Source organism: Acinetobacter colistiniresistens, assembly GCF_024582815.1.
Classification (GTDB): Bacteria; Pseudomonadota; Gammaproteobacteria; order Pseudomonadales; family Moraxellaceae; genus Acinetobacter.
On sequence record NZ_CP102099.1, the window covers coordinates 1,321,064 to 1,340,803 of the forward strand.

General features: G+C 40.1%; 16 protein-coding genes and 1 pseudogene. 10 read left to right on the forward strand and 7 right to left on the reverse strand.

The features are described 5' to 3' along the window. Nucleotides 1-98 precede the first annotated feature (98 nt). The 4 genes from NQU59_RS06420 (at nt 99) to NQU59_RS06435 (ending at nt 6,080) form a co-directional block, all read left to right on the forward strand. Nucleotides 99-1,370, forward strand: a complete 1,272-nt coding sequence (locus NQU59_RS06420) for a sensor histidine kinase (protein ID WP_043971056.1) — start codon at nt 99-101, stop codon at nt 1,368-1,370. A 73-nt stretch (nt 1,371-1,443) separates the two neighbouring features. After that, complete coding sequence (gene glnE, locus NQU59_RS06425; protein WP_257065354.1) at nt 1,444-4,191, forward strand: bifunctional [glutamate--ammonia ligase]-adenylyl-L-tyrosine phosphorylase/[glutamate--ammonia-ligase] adenylyltransferase; 2,748 nt, start codon at nt 1,444-1,446, stop codon at nt 4,189-4,191. 30 nt (nt 4,192-4,221) lie between these two features. Then, nucleotides 4,222-5,148 carry a branched-chain amino acid transaminase gene (locus NQU59_RS06430; protein WP_005244271.1) on the forward strand — a complete coding sequence of 309 codons (927 nt, stop codon included), beginning with the start codon at nt 4,222-4,224 and terminating at the stop codon, nt 5,146-5,148. A gap of 176 nt (nt 5,149-5,324) precedes the next feature. Next, entirely contained in the window at nt 5,325-6,080 is a 756-nt protein-coding gene (locus tag NQU59_RS06435; protein ID WP_005244269.1) for a hypothetical protein, read from the forward strand. A gap of 81 nt (nt 6,081-6,161) precedes the next feature. Here NQU59_RS06435 and NQU59_RS06440 read toward each other — a convergent pair whose 3' ends face one another. The 3 genes from NQU59_RS06440 to NQU59_RS06450 are packed head-to-tail and all read right to left on the reverse strand — an operon-like array spanning nt 6,162 to nt 9,271. Then, nucleotides 6,162-7,187 carry an NAD-dependent epimerase gene (locus tag NQU59_RS06440; protein WP_005244267.1) on the reverse strand — a complete coding sequence of 342 codons (1,026 nt, stop codon included), beginning with the start codon at nt 7,185-7,187 and terminating at the stop codon, nt 6,162-6,164. Beyond that, entirely contained in the window at nt 7,184-8,353 is a 1,170-nt protein-coding gene (locus NQU59_RS06445) for a nucleotide sugar dehydrogenase (RefSeq protein ID WP_005244265.1), read from the reverse strand. Before NQU59_RS06445 ends, NQU59_RS06440 begins: the two co-directional genes overlap by 4 nt. A 36-nt stretch (nt 8,354-8,389) precedes the next feature. Beyond that, nucleotides 8,390-9,271: an ATP-grasp fold amidoligase family protein gene (locus tag NQU59_RS06450; RefSeq protein ID WP_005244263.1), complete on the reverse strand. Its 882-nt coding sequence runs from the start codon at nt 9,269-9,271 to the stop codon at nt 8,390-8,392. A 374-nt stretch (nt 9,272-9,645) separates the two neighbouring features. On the opposite strand from NQU59_RS06450, the gene NQU59_RS06455 reads away from it, so the two are divergent. From NQU59_RS06455 to NQU59_RS06480, 6 genes and pseudogenes are all read left to right on the forward strand, one after another. Beyond that, nucleotides 9,646-10,644 (forward strand): Stealth CR1 domain-containing protein, encoded by a 999-nt coding sequence (locus NQU59_RS06455; protein ID WP_005244261.1) that lies wholly within the window; start codon nt 9,646-9,648, stop codon nt 10,642-10,644. Between the two features lie 3 nt (nt 10,645-10,647). Beyond that, nucleotides 10,648-11,403, forward strand: a pseudogene (locus NQU59_RS06460) (glycosyltransferase family 25 protein); the annotation flags it as partial. Between the two features lie 121 nt (nt 11,404-11,524). Next, nucleotides 11,525-12,394 carry a glycosyltransferase family 32 protein gene (locus tag NQU59_RS06465; protein ID WP_257065355.1) on the forward strand — a complete coding sequence of 290 codons (870 nt, stop codon included), beginning with the start codon at nt 11,525-11,527 and terminating at the stop codon, nt 12,392-12,394. Nucleotides 12,395-12,471: 77 nt separating this feature from the next. Next, nucleotides 12,472-13,251, forward strand: coding sequence for a glycosyltransferase family 25 protein (locus tag NQU59_RS06470; protein WP_043971044.1), 780 nt, complete (start codon nt 12,472-12,474; stop codon nt 13,249-13,251). 8 nt (nt 13,252-13,259) lie between these two features. Next, the gene (locus NQU59_RS06475) at nt 13,260-14,033 is read left to right on the forward strand and encodes a glycosyltransferase family 25 protein (protein WP_005244256.1); all 774 of its coding nucleotides are present in this window, start codon (nt 13,260-13,262) and stop codon (nt 14,031-14,033) included. Between the two features lie 87 nt (nt 14,034-14,120). Then, complete coding sequence (locus tag NQU59_RS06480) at nt 14,121-14,927, forward strand: glycosyltransferase family 25 protein (RefSeq protein WP_005244255.1); 807 nt, start codon at nt 14,121-14,123, stop codon at nt 14,925-14,927. Nucleotides 14,928-14,945: 18 nt separating this feature from the next. On the opposite strand, the gene NQU59_RS06485 is transcribed toward NQU59_RS06480, so the two are convergent. From NQU59_RS06485 to NQU59_RS06500, 4 genes are all read right to left on the reverse strand, one after another. Next, nucleotides 14,946-15,809: a lysophospholipid acyltransferase family protein gene (locus tag NQU59_RS06485; protein WP_257065356.1), complete on the reverse strand. Its 864-nt coding sequence runs from the start codon at nt 15,807-15,809 to the stop codon at nt 14,946-14,948. Nucleotides 15,810-15,813: 4 nt separating this feature from the next. After that, nucleotides 15,814-16,035, reverse strand: coding sequence for a hypothetical protein (locus tag NQU59_RS06490; protein ID WP_257065357.1), 222 nt, complete (start codon nt 16,033-16,035; stop codon nt 15,814-15,816). A 190-nt stretch (nt 16,036-16,225) separates the two neighbouring features. Further along, on the reverse strand, nt 16,226-18,007 hold the full coding sequence (gene aspS, locus NQU59_RS06495) for an aspartate--tRNA ligase (protein ID WP_005244249.1): 1,782 nt from the start codon (nt 18,005-18,007) through the stop codon (nt 16,226-16,228). A gap of 144 nt (nt 18,008-18,151) precedes the next feature. Next, the gene (locus NQU59_RS06500; RefSeq protein WP_005244247.1) at nt 18,152-18,922 is read right to left on the reverse strand and encodes a DUF4184 family protein; all 771 of its coding nucleotides are present in this window, start codon (nt 18,920-18,922) and stop codon (nt 18,152-18,154) included. Nucleotides 18,923-19,740 lie beyond the last annotated feature (818 nt).

Genomic DNA, 19,740 nt, shown 5'->3' on the forward strand with positions numbered 1-19,740 from the left:
GCCTTTTCTGTTAAATTTTGTTAATACTGAGTGATAGTTTTCACATTTTTTTTAAAAAACGTAAAGAACCGTATAACGAAAATATTCGAGAGGCGGGAATGACGATTCAATTATTAGAACTACAGCAAGCCGAAAAGTTAAGTGCTTGTAAAATCTCTCTTTCTTTGGGGCTAACTTCAGAGCAGAACTTGCTTGAGCAATTTTTACAGTTTAACCGAAAACTGATGCAAGCCAGTACCGCATTGCTGTCATTTCACCAAGAACCTTACCTGTGGCATCGTTGTCCTGAAAAACTCAAAGCCATTGATTCCGCAAAAATTACCAAAAGCTTAAATACGCTATTTGTGAATGGAGATCTGGTCGATAGCGGTCATCCGCAATACTCAACTTTACTGGCATTTCTCGCACCCCTGAAAAAGAAAGTTCAATCTGCGGTCGCTCTACATCTTAGACATCCAGACCAAACTTCACTCGGTTATATCATCCTGTTTGATGAAGCTGCACAAGGCTTTAGTGAATTACAAAAACAACTGCTGCAAGAGCATTGCATCAATTTCATGCAACAGCTGGAATTGAAATTTAACCACGATGAACTCAAAGAATTATACGAACAAGAATCCGCACTGAATTTTAGTAAAACCAAATTCTTTTCGATTATTTCCCATGACTTACGTGCACCATTTCATGGCTTGCTTGGTTTCTCGGAAATCTTGGCCAAAGAACGTGAAACCTTAGACGAATCCAGTATTCAGAATATTGCCGACTATCTTTACGATACCTCACAATCGACCTATAACTTATTAGAAAGTTTACTGAATTGGTCGATGGCTGAAGGTGGGCGCTTTGTTTATCACCCGATCAACTTCAAGTTGCGCCAAATTACCAATATCGTGACTGATATTCTCAAAACCTTGGCCATTAAGAAAAATATTCAGCTGATTAATGAAGTAGATGAAAATCTTAAAGTCTATGCTGATATGAATATGATCACCTCGGTGATTCAGAACTTGGTCTCCAATGCGCTGAAATTTACCGATGTGGACGGTACAGGCAAAGTCTATATCCAAGCGCAACATAAAGGCACCTATGTCGAAATCTATGTCAAAGACACGGGCTTAGGCATGACCCCAGAGCAAATCAAAAATTTGTTCCAGCCGCGGATTACCATGAGCTATAAAGGTACAGCGGGGGAAAAGGGGGCTGGTCTGGGCTTAAGTTTATGTAAGCGCTTTGTGGAAATGAATTTGGGTGAAATCAATGTCAGCTCCAATGAGGGCGAAGGCACAGTGTTTACAGTGTTGTTGCCAATCGAACGAGAACAGGTTGATTTATGTACGGATCAACAAAAAAGCAAAGCGAAATTAGTCTAAAGAGATTTTAAAGATAAGCTTGTAACTGATATAACTAATCCAAGATGACCTGACATCAGTCGAGCCTTTTTATATGAATGCGCAACAGCTACAAAGAACCTTAGTTGCAAGCCAATATGCTGAACAAGTTTTAAATTTATACCAAGCAGAATTAGAACAAGACTATTCCGTAGATCAATTTCTGGACTCGCTGTCGACTGAAACCATCCATCAAAAAGTGCAACTGGCTGTGGCTGAGTTCGCAGACGAACAGGCGTGGATGAAAGCCTTACGTATCTTGCGTGCCAAGCTGATGTTTCGCTGGATTTGGCAAGATGCCAATCAACTCACCAATGTCGTCACACTGACACGTGAGCTATCCGATTTTGCCGATGCCAGTATTTGTGCCGCTAAAACCTTTGCACTACCACCTTTATTAGCCAAACACGGTGAGCCCATCGGTTATTCAGGCCAGTTACAAGATCTGATTGTGATTGGCATGGGCAAGCTCGGCGCGCAAGAACTGAATTTATCCAGTGATATTGACCTGATTTTTGCCTTCGATGAGCAAGGCGAGACCAATGGACGTAAATGTATTGATGTACAGCAATTCTGCATTCTGTGGGGACAGAAGCTGATTTATCTGCTCGATCATATTACCGCAGATGGTTTTGTATTCCGTGTCGATATGCGTTTGCGTCCGTGGGGCGATGGTTCAGCCTTAGCAATCAGTCATAGTGGTTTGGAAAAGTATCTCAGCCAGCATGGGCGTGAATGGGAGCGTTATGCATGGATCAAGGCACGGGTGATTACGGGCGGCAAAGCGGGCGAAGAATTGTTAGATATGTCGCGTCCGTTTGTATTCCGTCGTTATGTCGATTATTCCGCTTTTGCTGCCATGCGTGAAATGAAAGCCATGATCGAACGTGAGGTCATGCGCCGTAATATCGAAGAGGATATTAAATTGGGTGCAGGCGGGATTCGTGAAATCGAGTTTATTGTGCAGGTATTCCAGTTGATCTATGGTGGATCGAAGCGTGAACTGCAAGATCGTCAATGTTTAGTGAATCTACATCACTTGGGTGAAGCCGAATTGCTGGATCAGCAAGCAGTGATTGATCTGGAAGATGCCTATCTATTCCTAAGACGAGTCGAACATGCCATTCAAGCCTTGAATGATCAGCAAACCCAGTCTCTTCCAACTGAACCCGAGCTGAGACAGCGTATGCTGGAGACATTAGGCTTTGCTGATTGGTCTGCATTCTTAGAGGTGTTGAATCAGAAACGTGACAAAGTCAAAGTCCAGTTTAAACAGTTGATTCAAGAAAAAGAGTTTGCTGAGCCGGTCGATGATTTTGTTCAGCTTGAACAAAAGCTCAATGTGGTACTGGATGATGATGCCAAGAACCTGATTCAAAACTTCTGGCATGGGCAAGCGTTACGCAAAATTCCAGCCAGTGCCTTAGAGCGCTTAAAGAAATTCTGGCCGCATTTGGTCGAAGCAATTTTACAGTCGGATCAGCCACAAGTGGCACTGTTGCGCTTGATGCCTTTGATCGAGTCGGTGTTACGCCGTACCGTGTATTTGGTGATGTTGATGGAAAGCCGTGGCGCGTTGCAGCGGTTGGTCAAGATGGCAACCGTCAGCCCGTGGATTTGTGAGGAACTGGCGCAATATCCTGTGCTGTTGGATGAATTCCTGTCGATGGATTTTGGTCTGCCACAACGCAAAGATCTGGAAGATTCTTTGCGTCAGCAATTGTTGCGCATCGAGATTGATCAAGTTGAAGATCAGATGCGGGTATTGCGCTTATTTAAAAAGAGTAATGTACTCACGGTTGCAGCCAGTGATGTGTTGGCGGAAAGTCCGTTGATGAAAGTCTCCGATGCGCTCACGGATATTGCTGAAGTGAGTGTACAAGCGACTTTACGCTTGGCTTATGAAGCGGTTGCACAGCGTCATGGTTATCCAGTCGGCAATGATGGGCAACGATGCAGTCTCGATAAAAAAGGTTTTGCGGTGATTGCTTATGGCAAATTGGGTGGCATTGAACTGGGTTATGGTTCCGATTTAGATTTGGTGTTTATCCATGCACTTGAGGAGCAAGGTGAAACCGATGGTCGTAAGCGTATCAGTGGCGCTGAGTTTGCGATTCGTGTTGCGCAGAAGTTTATGTCCTTAATGACCACGCAAACACTAGATGGACGAGTCTATGAGATTGATACCCGTCTGCGACCTTCAGGTGAAGCAGGGATGTTGGTCACCAGTCTAAAAGCCTATGAGCAATATCAACAAAAAAGTGCCTGGCTCTGGGAGCATCAAGCCTTGGTGCGTGCCCGTTCGATTGCGGGAGATAGTGGATTATGCACGCAATTTGAACAGATTCGCTGTCAGATTCTGACCCAAGTGCGTGATGAAAATGAAGTACGTGAAGAAGTGCTGAAAATGCGCCAAAAGATGAAAGATCATTTGGGATCATCTTCTGAGCAAAAAAAACATGGGATTTTTCATTTAAAACAGGACTCAGGTGGTATCGTTGATATCGAATTTATGGCACAGTATGTTGTGCTTGCATGGAGTGGGACGAATACAGATCTCGCCCATTTTTCCGACAATGTAAGAATTCTAGAAGATGCTGCTCAAGCAGGCTGCTTATCCAGTGAAGATGCCACAGCATTAATACACGCTTATCTCCGTGAACGAGCTGAGAGCCACCGTCTAGCGCTTGCAAATCAATCTATGCAAGTTAATGCTGCGGATTGGCACGATACCCGCGAGATCGTTTGCAAGTTATGGCAAAGATTAATTGATCCAACTGCGCAAGCATTGGAAAGTGAATAATTGTGTAAAAAAGAAAATGGAGTATGTGCGATGAGTTTGGCTGATCGTGATGGTTTTATTTGGCAAGATGGAAAATTAGTTGATTGGCGTGATGCAAAAATTCACGTCTTGACTCACACACTACACTACAGCATGGGTGTCTTTGAAGGCGTCAGAGCTTATGAAACCCCGAAGGGTACCGCAATCTTCCGTTTGCAAGATCACACTAAGCGCTTATTAAATTCAGCAAAAATTTATCAGATGAATGTTCCATTTGATCAAGCGACATTAGAACAAGCACAAATCGATGTGGTGCGTGAAAATAAACTGGCTTCTTGCTATTTACGTCCACTGATCTGGATTGGTTCTGAAAAACTCGGTATTGCCGCAACAGACAACACTATTCATGCTGCAGTGGCTGCATGGGGATGGGGGGCATATCTGGGTGAAGAAGCCATGGCGCGTGGTATTCGTGTTAAAACTTCATCATTCACGCATCACCATCCAAACGTAACCATGTGTAAGGCAAAAGCATGTGGTAACTATACCGTGTCGATCTTGGCGCATCAGGAAGTGGCACGTTCAGGTTATGACGAAGCGATGTTGCTTGACCCACAAGGTTTTGTTTGCCAAGGCGCAGGCGAGAACGTATTCCTGATTAAAGATGGTGTATTACATACCCCAGATTTAGCAGGTGGTGCATTGGAAGGGATTACCCGTCAAACCGTGATTACCATTGCCAAAGACTTGGGTTATGAAGTGGTTGAACGCCGTATTACCCGTGATGAATTCTACATCGCAGATGAAGCATTCTTTACCGGTACTGCTGCGGAAGTGACACCAATCCGTGAATATGATGACCGTGAAATTGGTTGTGGTTCACGTGGTCCGATTACCACTGTGATTCAAAAGACTTTCTTTGATGCGGTACAAGGCCGCAATGACAAATATGCACATTGGTTAACGTATATCAAATAAGCGTTTAATATGTGCGAAGGCGAAGCTTAGGCTTCGCTTTTTTATTGACGAATTAATAATAAAAAAAGTCATAGGGTCTATGCTAAGATGAGCATATATTCAGTGCATATGATTGAACACTTTTGTTTTTTTTCGACAAAGTGAGCCGTCATATCTCAAGCATTTAAGGTTATCAGATGGTAGAGATTCAACAAAATTCGGCAACTCCTGAAGACAATGTGATTTTATGCATGAAGTGGGGAACCAAATATGGCGCTGAGTATGTCAACCGTTTGTATAACATGGTCAAACGTCATCTGACTTTGCCTTTTAAGATGGTCTGCCTGACGGATCGTACAGAGGGCATTGATCCCAATATTCAATGTTTCCCAATTCCATCGTTGGATTTACCTGCGGGGAGTCCTGAACGTGGTTGGAATAAGCTTTCAACGTTTGAACCGGATCTCTATGGCTTAAAAGGTAATGCACTGTTCCTCGATCTGGATGTAGTGATCATTGATAATATTGACTGCTTCTTCCAAGCGGAAGGAGAATTCTTGGTGATTCATGACTGGAAACGTCCTTGGCGCATCACCGGTAATAGTTCAGTTTATCGTTTTAAACTGGGAGCTTTCCCTGACATTTTGCCGTATTTTCGTGCAAACTTTAAACAGATTAGTCAAAAGTTCCGTAATGAACAAGAGTATCTGTCTTGGTTTGTGCATAAAGAAGGCAAGCTGAGCTATTGGGATAAAGATTGGTGCAAGAGTTATAAATATCACTGCTTGCGTCGAGTTCCCTTTGCTTATTTCCAGCCGCCAGTAAAACCGAAAGGTGCGAAAATCATTATTTTCCATGGCGAGATTAATCCACCAGATGCGATCAGTGGTGGCGGTGGTAAATGGTATCGTTATGTGTTGCCATCGGACTGGATTAAAGAGTCTTGGCAGTAATCCAAGCGTTACGTATCCTTAGAAGGGGTAGGTAGAATAAAAAAATCAGGCATTTCGCCTGATTTTTTGCTTTAAGTCTTGTTAAATATTGTGGTATTGGCGGTACCAATCAACAAAGTTTTTCACGCCATCGATCACTGAAGTCGCTGGTTTATAGTCCACATAGTTTTCTAGTGCAGAGCTGTCGGCAAAGGTATCAGGTACATCACCAGGCTGCAGAGGAAGTAGATCTAAAATCGCTTCTTTACCTGCGGCTTTTTCTATGGCCTGAATATATTCAATCAGTTTGACTGTACGGTTGTTCCCAATATTGAAAATTCTAAACGGGGCATTGCTGGTGGATGGATTTGGATGGTTGCTGTCCCAAGTCTCATCAGGTGTTGCAATCTTGTCGCTAGTACGAATGATGCCTTCAACAATATCATCAATATAAGTGAAGTCACGGGTATGATTACCGTGATTAAAGACCGGAATAGGCTTGCCTTCAAAAATATTTTTGGTGAACTTGAACAGAGCCATATCTGGACGTGTCCAAGGACCGTAGACGGTAAAGAAGCGTAGACCTGTAGTTGGCAATTTAAATAAATGACTATAGCTATGTGCCATGAGTTCATTGGCGCGTTTGGTTGCAGCATAAAACTGTAATGGATGATCTACGCCGTGTTGTTCACTGAATGGCATAGTGGTATTGGCACCATAGACACTACTGGTACTGGCATAGGTCAAGTGCGCTGTTTCAGCATAACGACAAGCTTCTAAAATATTGGTAAAGGCAATCAGATTGCTTTCCACATAGCTATGTGGATTTTCAAGTGAATAACGTACACCAGCCTGCGCAGCCAAATGAATTACACGATCAAAACTATGATCTTGGAAACATTGATCAACAATGGCTTTATTGGCTAGGTTTTCACGGATTAAACTAAAGTTGCCTGTATCTTGGCGTTCAGCCAATAATTGTAATTGCTGAGCACGTGCTTCTTTAAGAGAAGGGTCATAATAATTATTAAAATTATCAAAACCGACCACATCATCACCGCGTTCCAGCAGTTTTTTTGCAACACTAAAGCCGATGAATCCAGCAGCACCTGTGACTAGAACTTTCATTCATCGCCTCCAAAAATATCTCGGGTATAAACTTTATCTTGTACATCGAGCAAATCACTGGAGAGGCGATTGGCAATAATCACATCGCACGATTGCTTGAACTCATTTAAATCTTGGGTCACTTTTGACTTAAAGAAACTATCTTCATGGAAGGTCGGTTCATAAATGATGATTTCAATGCCTTTGGCTTTTAAGCGCTTCATCACGCCTTGAATCGCAGAGGCACGATAATTGTCTGAACCGCTTTTCATCACCAAGCGATAAATACCGACTGTACTTGGATTTTTGGCAAGAACAGAATCGGCAATAAAATCTTTACGGGTTCGATTGGCATCTACAATCGCTTTAATCAGATTGCTAGGTACATTGTTATAATTGGCCAATAGCTGTTTGGTGTCCTTGGGTAAACAATAACCGCCGTAACCAAAAGATGGGTTGTTATAATGATTACCAATGCGAGGATCAAGACAAACCCCATCAATCACTTGTTTGGTATCCAGACCGAAACTTTGCGCGTAGGTATCTAATTCATTAAAGAATGCAACTCGCATGGCCAAATAAGTATTGGCAAACAGCTTAATTGCCTCGGCCTCGGTTGAATGAGTCAAAAGTACAGGAATATCTTGTTTTATGGCACCTTCTAATAATAGATCTGCAAATTGTTGTGCACGTTCAGATTGCTCACCGACGATAATTCGTGAAGGGTAGAGGTTGTCGTGCAGTGCTTTACCTTCACGTAAAAACTCGGGTGAGAAAATAATGTTTTGGGTTTGATATTTCTGTTTGACTTGTTCAGTAAAACCAACAGGAACGGTGGATTTGACGATCATGGTCGCGTTCGGATTAATTGCCAGTACATCCTGAATGACACTTTCCACACTTTGGGTATTAAAGTAGTTGCTTTGAGGGTCATAGTCGGTGGGCGTGGCAATAATAATAAAGTCAGCACCTTGAAACGCCAGTTGTTTATCTGTCGTCGCTGTGAAATTTAACTTTTTTTCTTTTAAAAAAATTGAAATATCATGATCTTGAATCGGTGATACTTTGTTGTTCAGTAAATCTACTTTACTTTGGAGGATATCCAGGGCAATAGTTTCATGGTGTTGTGCAAATAGCATTGCATTTGACAACCCGACATATCCTGTTCCAGCAATCGCTATTTTCATAAGTACCTAACAGATTCGATATACATCATGGACGGGTTAATAGGATAACCAGAGTGACCCTAATTTAAAATCCCATTCTACGGGCGTAATCACCATACGTCCTGCATTCGGAGTGAGTGTGATTTCACTAAAATACACATGATCTTGAGAAAGTAAGAAATCTATCCGGCTATAGCCATATGCTAAACTGAGTTTTTCTGACAATTGAATAATATCCTGCAATTGTTTTGGCACAGCTAAAGCTGATGGGGAATTATCTTTAAGATCGACCCGAAATGGCTGTAACTGCCATTGTGTATCATAAATGTTTGAATAGTCTTTGCCTTGTGCATCTTGGACATCAATTTCAAGATATTCTGGACGACCTTCAAAGCAATGCACACGACACGTCGTAATGGTGGATTGGCTGACTGGATCTACATAGAGCTCAACATACTGTTCAACCAACACTTTAGGGCAAATATCTTTGTAGTGCCATTCCCGTTTTCTAAAATACATATTCATTTTGAGATGATTTTTGATTTTAGTAGAGGCTGCCGTGATATTAAATTTACTTTTATCACGACAGATCATGGCACTACCACTGTCATGGGTACATTTTAAAACAAATTGGTCGGGTAGTTGATCGAAGTTAATCTCATCAAAACACGTATAAACGCCAATCAGTGGAACAAAATAGGCATCACCAACTTTAGCTGAAACAAGTTGTCTTACTGCACATTTGTCAGCTAATTTTGTGAATAAGGGACTTCGCTCGAAAATCATTCGGGCTGTAACTTTTTCATTGAAGCTTTTTGGTGAGCAAAAATCAGGGGTATAACCTAATTTGCAGATAAACCGTTTAGTCAAGTACGCTTTATCTGAGACAAATTTAGTTCTAATTATTTTTGCTTGATACTCAAAGTAGTTATAAATCATCAGTCAAAAGATTAAATCCCGTCAAAGTAACCTGTAATTATAATAAAAATACCTAAATCCGTCTAATAAAAAGATGGAGAGTTTAGGTGTAAAATAATTCAAAAAGGTTTGATTTTGTTAAAGATTGTGAGGTTTTAAGTTGGGATTAATAAATCTGCTGAATGCAAAGAAATCATTTGTTGGTTGAACGCCTTATCGCTGTGAAAACTTAGAAAATTATAATATATTGATTTATATGAAATGATCGAGATTATTGTCCCCCTGCCATTACGAAAAGAGACTGCCTGTAAACAGGACAGTGGTGTTATCATAGGCCCTAGATTAAACATGCTGAGCCGTATTTTCGAGCTTTCTGATCGTTTAAGAGTGAATTGATGAGTGAAATGATGCAACCGGTTGATGTGGTAATTGCTTGGGTGGATGGTAATGATCCGAAGTTAAAACAGAAACGCATGCAGTATCAGGGTAAAACCCAAGCTTCTGATGCGATTAGTGATACCCGCTTTGCCAGCAACCATGAAATTTACTATAACGTTGCATCGATTTTAAAATATGTTCCATTTTGTCGATACATTTATATTGTGACGGACGGTCAGCAACCGCAGTGGATTAATGAATTTGTTCAGGATGGGATTTGTGAGGCGGATAAAATTCGCATCGTTGATCATCGTGAAATCTTTGCAGGTTATGAGCAATACTTACCGACCTTCAACACGCGTTCGATTGAAAGCATGATTTGGAATATTCAAGGGTTGTCTGATTACTTTTTTTATTTGAATGATGACTTCTTTTTTAACGCACCAGCGCAATTGGACGATATTCTGGTTGATCAGAAAATGGTGATTTACGGGCATTGGCAAAGTAGTTTTGCGCTCAAGGCCAAGCTTTGGTATCGACAGCTTTTAAATCAGTATTTTGCCAAGCCAATACAACCTAAGCATATGATTGCACAAATGTTAGGTGCAGATATACTTGGATTTAACAGGTTTTTCGAAATTCATCATTATCCACATGCAGTTGACCGAAAAATATTACAAGACTATTTACTGGCCCATCCCCAGTTTCTAGAAAAACAGATTCAGTATAAGTTTCGCAGTGTAGAACAAATCAATCCGATTTCATTGATGAATCATCTGAAAATTCAAAAAGATGAGGCCTTGCTGAAACCTGATCTTGAAATTGCGTATTTAAAAAATGAAAGCAGTTTAAGTCGCTTCTTGCAAAGTCTGGGGAATGAACAGATTAAATACGGGTGTATGCAAAGTCTGGATCAATTGAATGGTGCGGCAGCTGCTGAAATTTATGCAGCCCTAAACCAGAAATTGGCTGGCTATATCCCGAAAGTTTTATTGGCTGAAACGGCCAAAGGATAAATGATGAAAGTTGAAACTTATCTGATTAATCTCGATGGCAGTGATCAGCGTCTCGCCAATGCAACAGCCCAATTACAGCAACAGGGTTGGCCATTTACTCGTTTTGCAGCCTATGATGGGCGAGGTAAGGACTTATCAGAGTTCAAACAGTACGATGATGCAGAGGCTCAACGAATTTTAGGTCGTAGTCTGATCAACTCAGAGCTGGGATGTTATCTGAGCCATTATGGCTGTGTGGAAAAATTTCTTGCAACCGATGCTGATTATTTGCTAGTGCTGGAAGATGATATTCAGGTTTTGCCCAACTTTAAACACAATCTTGAGTCGCTGCTCAATTATCTGGATCAGCATAAAGCATTAGATTGGTATGTGGTCAATCTGGCAGCTAAAAAGAAAAAACTTGCCAAAGATATTGTTCAGATGGCGCATTATAACTTGTGGCATGCCTATTATTTTCCAATCCGTGGGGTCGGCTTGCTTTGGTCTCGTAAAGGGGCCGAAGAGTTTGTCAGACGTGGTAAAAATATAAATGTACCTGTCGATATTTTCTTTCAGGGCTGGCTCAGTAAAAATGGTAAAGGCTTAGGTGTTTGGGGCCCTTTTGTAAAACCTGCCGGATTGGACAGTGATATTTTGGGTACCGTTGCAACGCAGGGTATTCAGCGTAAGGATTTGGAAAAACGTGATTCTTCGCATGCTTTTAAAAAGCAGAAACGCATGTGGCGTGACCGTTTTTATGCATTTAAACATTTAATTTTTAATGAAAATTGTCTGCATAGATTGCCTGGTTTAAATAACAAGCTAAAGCAGTTTAAGAGCATGACTGAGTCCCTTTTATGAAAATATTAAAAAAATATTCTATCTCTTAAAATTTTATACGATGTATGCAAATAAAAAGAGAGGAACAAATGAAGCCATAGACAATGATGCAGATCTGATTGTATTAAATCCGATTGTGCATAATGCAATCATTCCTAAAAAAATATGGATGTATTGGGAGGGCTCTCTCTCTGGGTTTATAGAAAAGTGTGTTGAGCAAGTAAAAAAAACCAATCCACACTATGAAGTCAATTTTTTGACACCAGACACACTCAAGGACTTTTGTAATATTGATTTTGATCGTTTTCAGCACATCACCCCACAACAAAAGGCTGACCTGATTCGTTTGGATCTGCTGTATCAATATGGTGGAATTTGGTTGGATGCCAGTATTATTGTTTATGAAAGCCTGGACTGGATTCAGAGCCTGGTGACGAAAAACCAGACCAATAGTTTTGCTTATTATCGCGCCAAAAATACCACCATCAATGACTTTCCTGTATTGGAGAATTGGTTGTTGGCAAGTGAAGAAAAGAACATTTTTTTTAAGTATTGGCTTGAAGAGTTTACTAAAGCCATTGAAGTGAGTCCTAAAAACTACCTTCAACAGCTCAAGAAGACTGAGCCGCATTATCTAGACTTGTTCCAAGAGATTGGCCGTCTGGAATATTTGGTCGCTTACGTGGCTTGTCAGAAGGTGATGCGCGATCATTTGCCGAGTATGAGCTTAATTAACTGTGATAAAAACGCATTATTTATTCAAGTAAAACACCAATGGAGTAAAGAGAAAGTTCTTATCGATATGGCGATCAACTCACCACCCGTAGAAATGCCGAGACTAATCAAGCTTGCTGGGAAGGAGAGGAAAACCTTGAGCCATTATTATGAAAAGGGAATGTATTTAAAAGGTTCATTGTTGGACATTTCTTAACAAGACTCGAAGAAATTGAGGGTGAAAGGGAGCATGGAAGCAAGTAGAATAGCAGTAAGACCAATGTTTCTATTGCCATGAAAAAATTTGTTATCAGTTTATCTACTGCACATGAGCGCAGGGTACATATCAATAGCGAATTCAGTAAGAAAGGTATCGATTTTGAATTTTTTGATGCCTTGACACCTGAACCAGCAGCATTATTTGCCCAAGAGCTTGGTTTAAATATCGATGAGTATGCTTTAACAAAAGGTGAAGTGGCATGCTTCATGAGTCATGTGTTTTTGTGGAAAAAGATGGTGGACGACAATATTCCACATATGGCTATTTTTGAAGATGATATTTATTTGGGCGATAATGTAAGTGTTTTTTTAACAGATGCGTTGTGGATCGAGCAAAATTGGCATTTGATCAAAATTGAAGAATTCACTCCGAAGGTCGCTCTAGGCCAAAAAATTAAAGAATTTAATAGCACTCCAGATAGAGCGTTATTTGAGCTTAAAAGCAAGAATCTTGGCACCGCAGGTTATATTTTATCCTTGCATGGAGCTAAGCAGTTAATCAATTATATTCAATCTCTCGATCAGCTGATTGCATTAGATCACCTTATGTTTGAAAAGCTTATTCAAGATAAAATCTTATCTGTATCTCAGATGAAACCTGCCCTATGTATTCAAGATGTAACACTTTATTCAACAAAAGACAGTGTGAAGTTTGCAAGTCATTTGTATAAAGAGCGTTTGGTACGAATGCAATATAATAAGAAACGAGGAATGAGTAAAATTCTTATTGAGCTGCAAAGGATTATTTTGCAAATAAGAAATTTAATTTTTTTAAAGTCAGTCGGATTTAAATAGGGACGTATGTGAAAAACTTTGTCATCAGCTTAAAGTCAGCATCTGATCGTAGAACTCATATTGAAAATCAGTTTGGCAATCAAAGTATTCCCTTTCAGTTTTTCGATGCAATTGAGCCTGTTCAGATTGAGAGTCAGGCTGAAAAAATTAATTTCACGCTCCACCAAGGAGATTTAACCAGAAATGAGCTGGCGTGTTTATTAAGTCATGTTTCTCTATGGCAAAAAGTTCTTGATGAGAAAATACCTGCGATTGCGATTTTTGAAGATGATATCCATTTAAGTGATGATGCTGAGTTATTTCTAAAAGATGCAAATTGGTTAAAGGTCGATATTGTTAAGCTAGAAAAGTCTTATAAAAGTGTGATTTTAGATTTAGATCAGCTACAGGTTTTTGATGATAAAGATTTTGTGTTGCGAAAACTTAAAAAGCCACATTTGGGCGCTGCTGGATATATTTTAACGTACAATGGCGCTGTAGCATTACTGGATTATATAAAGCAACAGGATACTCTTGATCATGTTGATCAAATTGTTTTTCGCAACTATATCAACGAGGGTGGACTGGGCATTTATCAATTAAATCCAACGCTATGTATTCAAGACTACATACTCAACCCTGAGGATCAGAAATTTAAGACTACACTTCAGTGGCGTGATAAAAAAAAGGTCAAACCACAGGGATGGAAAAAGTTGTTAAGAGAATTCAACCGAATTTTTACTCAATTGTTTGAAGCCCCTTACAAGACCAGCTTGAAATTCATAAAGAAGCAGCAGGATTAGCTTACTGAGTTCTGTGTACAGCTTTAAATTTTACATTTTAATTGTATATAATTGTGATTTATAGTCTAAAGGATAATGGTTCCATAGGTGAGCGTTTTTGTTATTAGTTTAGATTCAGCACATGAAAGAAGACAACATATCAGGGAGGAGTTTAGTAAAAACTCAGTTGTTTTTAATTTTTATGATGCAATTACACCAAAAACCCTATCTTGTGCTGCAGACAGTGTCCAGATTGATTTAACTCGTAAAGGTGTCTTAACGGATGGTGAACTTGCCTGCTTGTTAAGCCATGTTATGCTTTGGAAAAAAATTGTTGATCAAAATCTCGAATACATGGCAATTTTTGAAGATGATGTTTATCTAGGTGAAGATATACAAAGTTTTTTTAAAGATTTTGCATGGATTCCTGATGATATCCATATCATAAAGCTAGAGGCTTTTGATAAGGAAGTTGATCTTTCATTTTTTTCAAAATTATCAAAAAGCGGTAGAGGCTTATATCATTTAAAAGCAATGCATTTGGGAGGGGCTGGCTATATTTTATCAAAAACTGCAGCCAAACATTATCTTAAGTTGATTGTAGATATGCCAGAGTTAGTGCCTGTAGATCATATTTTATTTGGCTGTGATGTTAAAAATGGAAAATATAAAGTCTATCAAATGACGCCAGCCATTTGCGCGCAAGATTTCTATATTTATAATAAATATGATAACTTGCCGAGCCACTTGGAAGTGGAACGTTCGGTTCGCCATCATGCAGAGAAGCTGCTACGACTTCAACAAAAGCAGAATATGAGCCTATCTGTCAAAATAAAGAGAGAGCTTTTTCGATTATTTCGGCAAATTTTGAAACTTAAAGATTTTTCTGCTTATCGGAGGGTGAAGTTTAAATAGTGTGAATCAAATAAGTCTTCACTTATAGAGAGATTCATCTCCACCTCTAAACCGTTTATAGCCCCACATGTATTCAGCAGGAAAGCGGTTAATCATTTGTTCAACCGCTCGATTGAGCGCGGTTGTGGCAACTTCGATATCTCGATCATAGAGCTGAGGATCATTTAGATCATCACAATACACATCAAAACCGTCACCATCTTCACGACGGAAACAACTGAGGCCAACTAAACGGCATTGGGTTTTCTGTGCCATTTTGCTGGCCAGAGTACTGGTTAGACAAGGGATTCCGAAAAAAGGAACGACAACTCCACCAGATGGATCAGGTACATGATCAGGTAGAATGACACTGAAACCACCTTGTTTTAAGTTTTTAAACAAGGCTTTGACGCCAGATGCATCAGTAGGAACCAAAGTGGCGTTAAGACGCTGACGTGCGTGCAGGGCAAATGCATTAAAGCCTGAGTCTTTCATTGGCTTATACATGATGGTCGGTATACCATATTGATGCACCCATGCATTCATCATTTCCCAAGTGCCTAAATGAGGGGTAATAATCAATGCACCTCTTGGATCACTGAGTGCATCTGTTAATACCTTTAAATGATGTACCTTCTGAATCTGCTGAATGCTCCATTCAGGAGGCATTGCCCAGCATTTACCAGATTCGACATAACTGAGACATTGCTTGGTCACACTCTCTCGAGCCAGCCGTTCTTTCTGCTCTTGACCGAGTTCAGGATAAGCCAGCCCAAGATTGACTCTGGTTTTCCACAGCATACTTTTATTCGGATTTTGATTAATAACGTAAGCTGCCACTTTTGCGATACTGCGCAAAAATGCTAAAGGTAGAAGACGAAGAAGTGTAGGATAAAACGACATGCTTTTAATCTTGTTTATCGGCGTTGCCTTTAAGTACCATGTAGATCAATGCAACGAAGATCAGTAAGGCACCTGCTAAGCTACTGACACAGAAGTATAAAATACGTTGATTGGTATTCATATTGAAGAGTTCATTTGCCAAGATGTAACGCATAAAGAACCATTGAGCAAGTGAAAACACAATAATGATAATTGCATGTCGACGTACATCAGGACGCATTGCCATAAGACTGACCTCTCAATAAAAAGCAGTCTATTATGCCATTAGCGGACATGATCTCAAAGTATAAATCCTTATTTTACCTTCCCGTTGCGGGACTATAATTGTTCCTCATCTCCTAAAAGGAGGGGAATTGTAGGGATATAAAAAACCCTGCACGGGGGGCAGGGTTCTTGTTGAAGCATAAACTCAGAGTTTATTTTTCTTCAGCTTTAGGTTTTTCGCGTAAACGAATACCCAAGTCACGCAATTGATTTGCTTCAACTGGCGCTGGTGCTTGAGTCAACGGACATTCAGCAGTCTTGGTTTTCGGGAATGCAATCACATCACGAATCGAAGATGCACCTGTCATGAGCATAATTAAGCGGTCAAGACCAAATGCCAAACCACCGTGTGGAGGCGCACCGTAACGTAATGCATTGAGTAAGAAACTGAATTTCTCTTCAGCTTCTTCTTCACCAATACCTAAAGCTTCAAAGATTGCCTTTTGCATCTCTAAAGTATAGATACGAAGTGAACCGCCACCGATTTCAGTACCATTCAATACCATGTCGTAGGCAACAGAAAGTGCTGCACCAGGGTTACTCTTCACTTCTTCAACGCTTGATTTTGGAAGTGTGAATGGGTGGTGAACAGAAGTCCATTTGCCATCATCAGTTTCTTCGAACATTGGAAAGTCAACAACCCAAAGTGGTGCCCACTCACAAGTTGCAAGGTTGAGATCATGACCGATTTTGACACGTAGTGCGCCCATTGCATCGTTTACAACTTTGGCTTTATCAGCACCAAAGAACACGATATCGCCATTCTCGGCACCAACACGTTTTAATAGATCAAGCACGATTGGCTCGATGAATTTAACGATTGGTGATTGCAGACCTTCGATGCCTTTTTCAAGTTCGTTGACTTTGATATAAGCCAAGCCTTTAGCACCGTAGATACCTACGAATTTGGTGTATTCATCAATCGCGCTACGTGGCAGTGAACCTGCACCAGGTACACGTAAAGCTACAATACGGCCTTTCGGATCTTTAGCAGGGCCAGCGAACACTTTGAACTCAACGTCTTGCATTAAGTCTGCAACGTCAACAAGTTTTAGCGGAATACGCATATCTGGTTTGTCAGATGCATAGTCACGCATTGCGTCAGCGTAAGTCATACGTTCAAATTTATCGAATTTTACATTCAATAATTCATTGAACATTTTAACGGTTAAGCCTTCCATTAAATCCATAATGTCATCGTCACTCATGAACGATGTTTCAACGTCGATTTGGGTAAATTCAGGCTGACGATCCGCACGTAAGTCTTCGTCACGGAAACATTTGGCAATTTGGTAATAACGGTCAATACCGCCAACCATCAACAACTGTTTGAACAATTGTGGTGATTGTGGAAGTGCGTAGAAGCTCCCATTTGAAACACGGCTTGGCACTAAATAGTCACGTGCGCCTTCTGGGGTTGCACGTGTCAAAATTGGGGTTTCAACGTCTAAGAAACCATGATCTTCAAAATAGTTACGGATCAAGTTGGTCACTTTAGAGCGGAAACGCAAGCGCTCGAGCATTTCTGGACGACGAATGTCCAAGAAACGGTATTTCAAACGAATTTCTTCTGAAATATTGGTGTTTTCGTCATTCAATGGGAATGGCGGAGTATCAGAAGCTGCAAGAACTTCGATTTCTTTACCTAAAACTTCAATCTGACCACTCACCATGTTGGCATTTTCAGTACCTTCATAGCGGCGACGCACACGGCCTGTAATTTTTAATACAAATTCAGAACGTGCTTTATCGGCTGTTGCGAATGCTTCAGGGGTATCTGGATCGATCACCACCTGTACTAAACCATCACGGTCACGCATATCAAGGAAAATTACACCGCCATGGTCACGGCGACGGTGAACCCATCCGCATAACGTAACGGTTTGATCGATTTGGGCTTCAGTTAAAGAGCCACAGTAATGAGTGCGCATCATATTGAATTATGTATCCAAACTATATTGGCTGTAGAAGGTGAATGCGTAAACAGCGCAGCACCAATGAAGGGGAGATTATGCCTTGTTGAACGTAGAGTCTCAAGTCTTAATATTTTCAAGAGAATTTAAAACGGATGCTTTTTGTTAAAACGATTTCAGCCGATGGTTGCGATACAAAAATAAGAAGAATAAACATGAGACCGTGAATAGACTTAAGCCCGTTTGTGTAAACTCATTGATGGATTTTCCAATGAAGAAATAGCGTTCGCTATGCCAAAGTGAGGAAGGTATATATCTGCTATAGTCCCATACAGAGAGAAGTGCTGAAGCGGTACAGATGATCAGGCTAATCACGAAAAACCATCTCTCTTGAGTTGAACTTGGCTGAGTGCCTTTATGCTGCTGATAATAATGCCAGCACATCTGCATTAAAATCGGGAGTGTGATGAGAGATGAACCGATCTGTAAGACAAAATGCAGAGGGTAATTAACACCCAGTAGAGATATGTTTTGTGCAAGAAGTTGTTTAAATGCAAACGTACGAAAGTCGAGATGAGTTAGCCCATCCCAGATTAAATGTGTTGCACTCCCTAAAAGAATGGCAAAGCAACTCATCAAGATGAAATTAACAGCTTGATCAAAGGAATTGATATGTAAAGGATGCTGAATGCCCAGAACGCGGTAGATGACAGGTCGGTAAATTAAATACCAGAACAAGCAAAACAATAGACCCATCGGCAAGTTGGGAAATAAAAGACCAGACCATTGATGCGTAATGGCAATAGTTTCCTGCGTGAATAACCGGTATAGATCAGGAGTCATACAGCCAATGGCTAAAGCAGCGACAGGTAAATGTCCTTGACTGAGTTTAGAGAGTGGCGGCGCAAGAACAGCATGTGAAAGGGTAAAAGGCATAATAAGATAGCCAATAAAGATAATTAGATGCTACATCGGGGAAAAAGCGGCAACAATATTTTTCTGTAAATAAACGATGATTACTATTCTGCCCTTGTACTCAGTTGTTTTATAATTGTAATTTTGTTTCAATAGCACGTTGTTTTTTATGTTGTTGATTGGTTGATAATCTAACTTGGGTGCTGTAGGGGTTTAATTTTATTATGGGTTTTTATTTAAACTTCTTGGGTGAAACTAGAGTTTCGAAGCTGATTTCATTAACGATATTAATTTTATTTTTATTATATTTTTAATGAAAATTTTAGAGTTTGGTATCTTTCAATTTTTATTTGCTAGCATTTATTTATGTTTTAATAAAAAATAAAAAGTGGTTGTTAATATTCCATTGGTTCTATTTTGTCTAATCAGTTTTTTACGTTCAGTCTAAGTTATTATCTTTTGATCGGTTAGATGATATCCCTCCAGGCGGGCCTTATCGGACTTATAAAAATATTGTCAATCAATACTTGTGGGTAATTCCACTGTGCTTTTTACCTACTATTTATAGTTACTTTGGCTATAGGGTTAAGAATTTTTTATTATTCTTTATATTGTAATTGGTTTCTTAATGTTTTATAGCTGGGCTGTTGGATTTCAACTTGATTTTGACCGAGGCTTGTTTGCACAGTTTTATAATCCGATTATTTCATATGATATTGTATTCGTATCTTTAAGCATTGTGGCTTTGGTTTTCTCATTTTATTTAAGAGGCTATTGGGCATATCTATTATGCAGCATTAGCTTGCTGAGTTTATTTATTTTTATATTACATGGTTCTA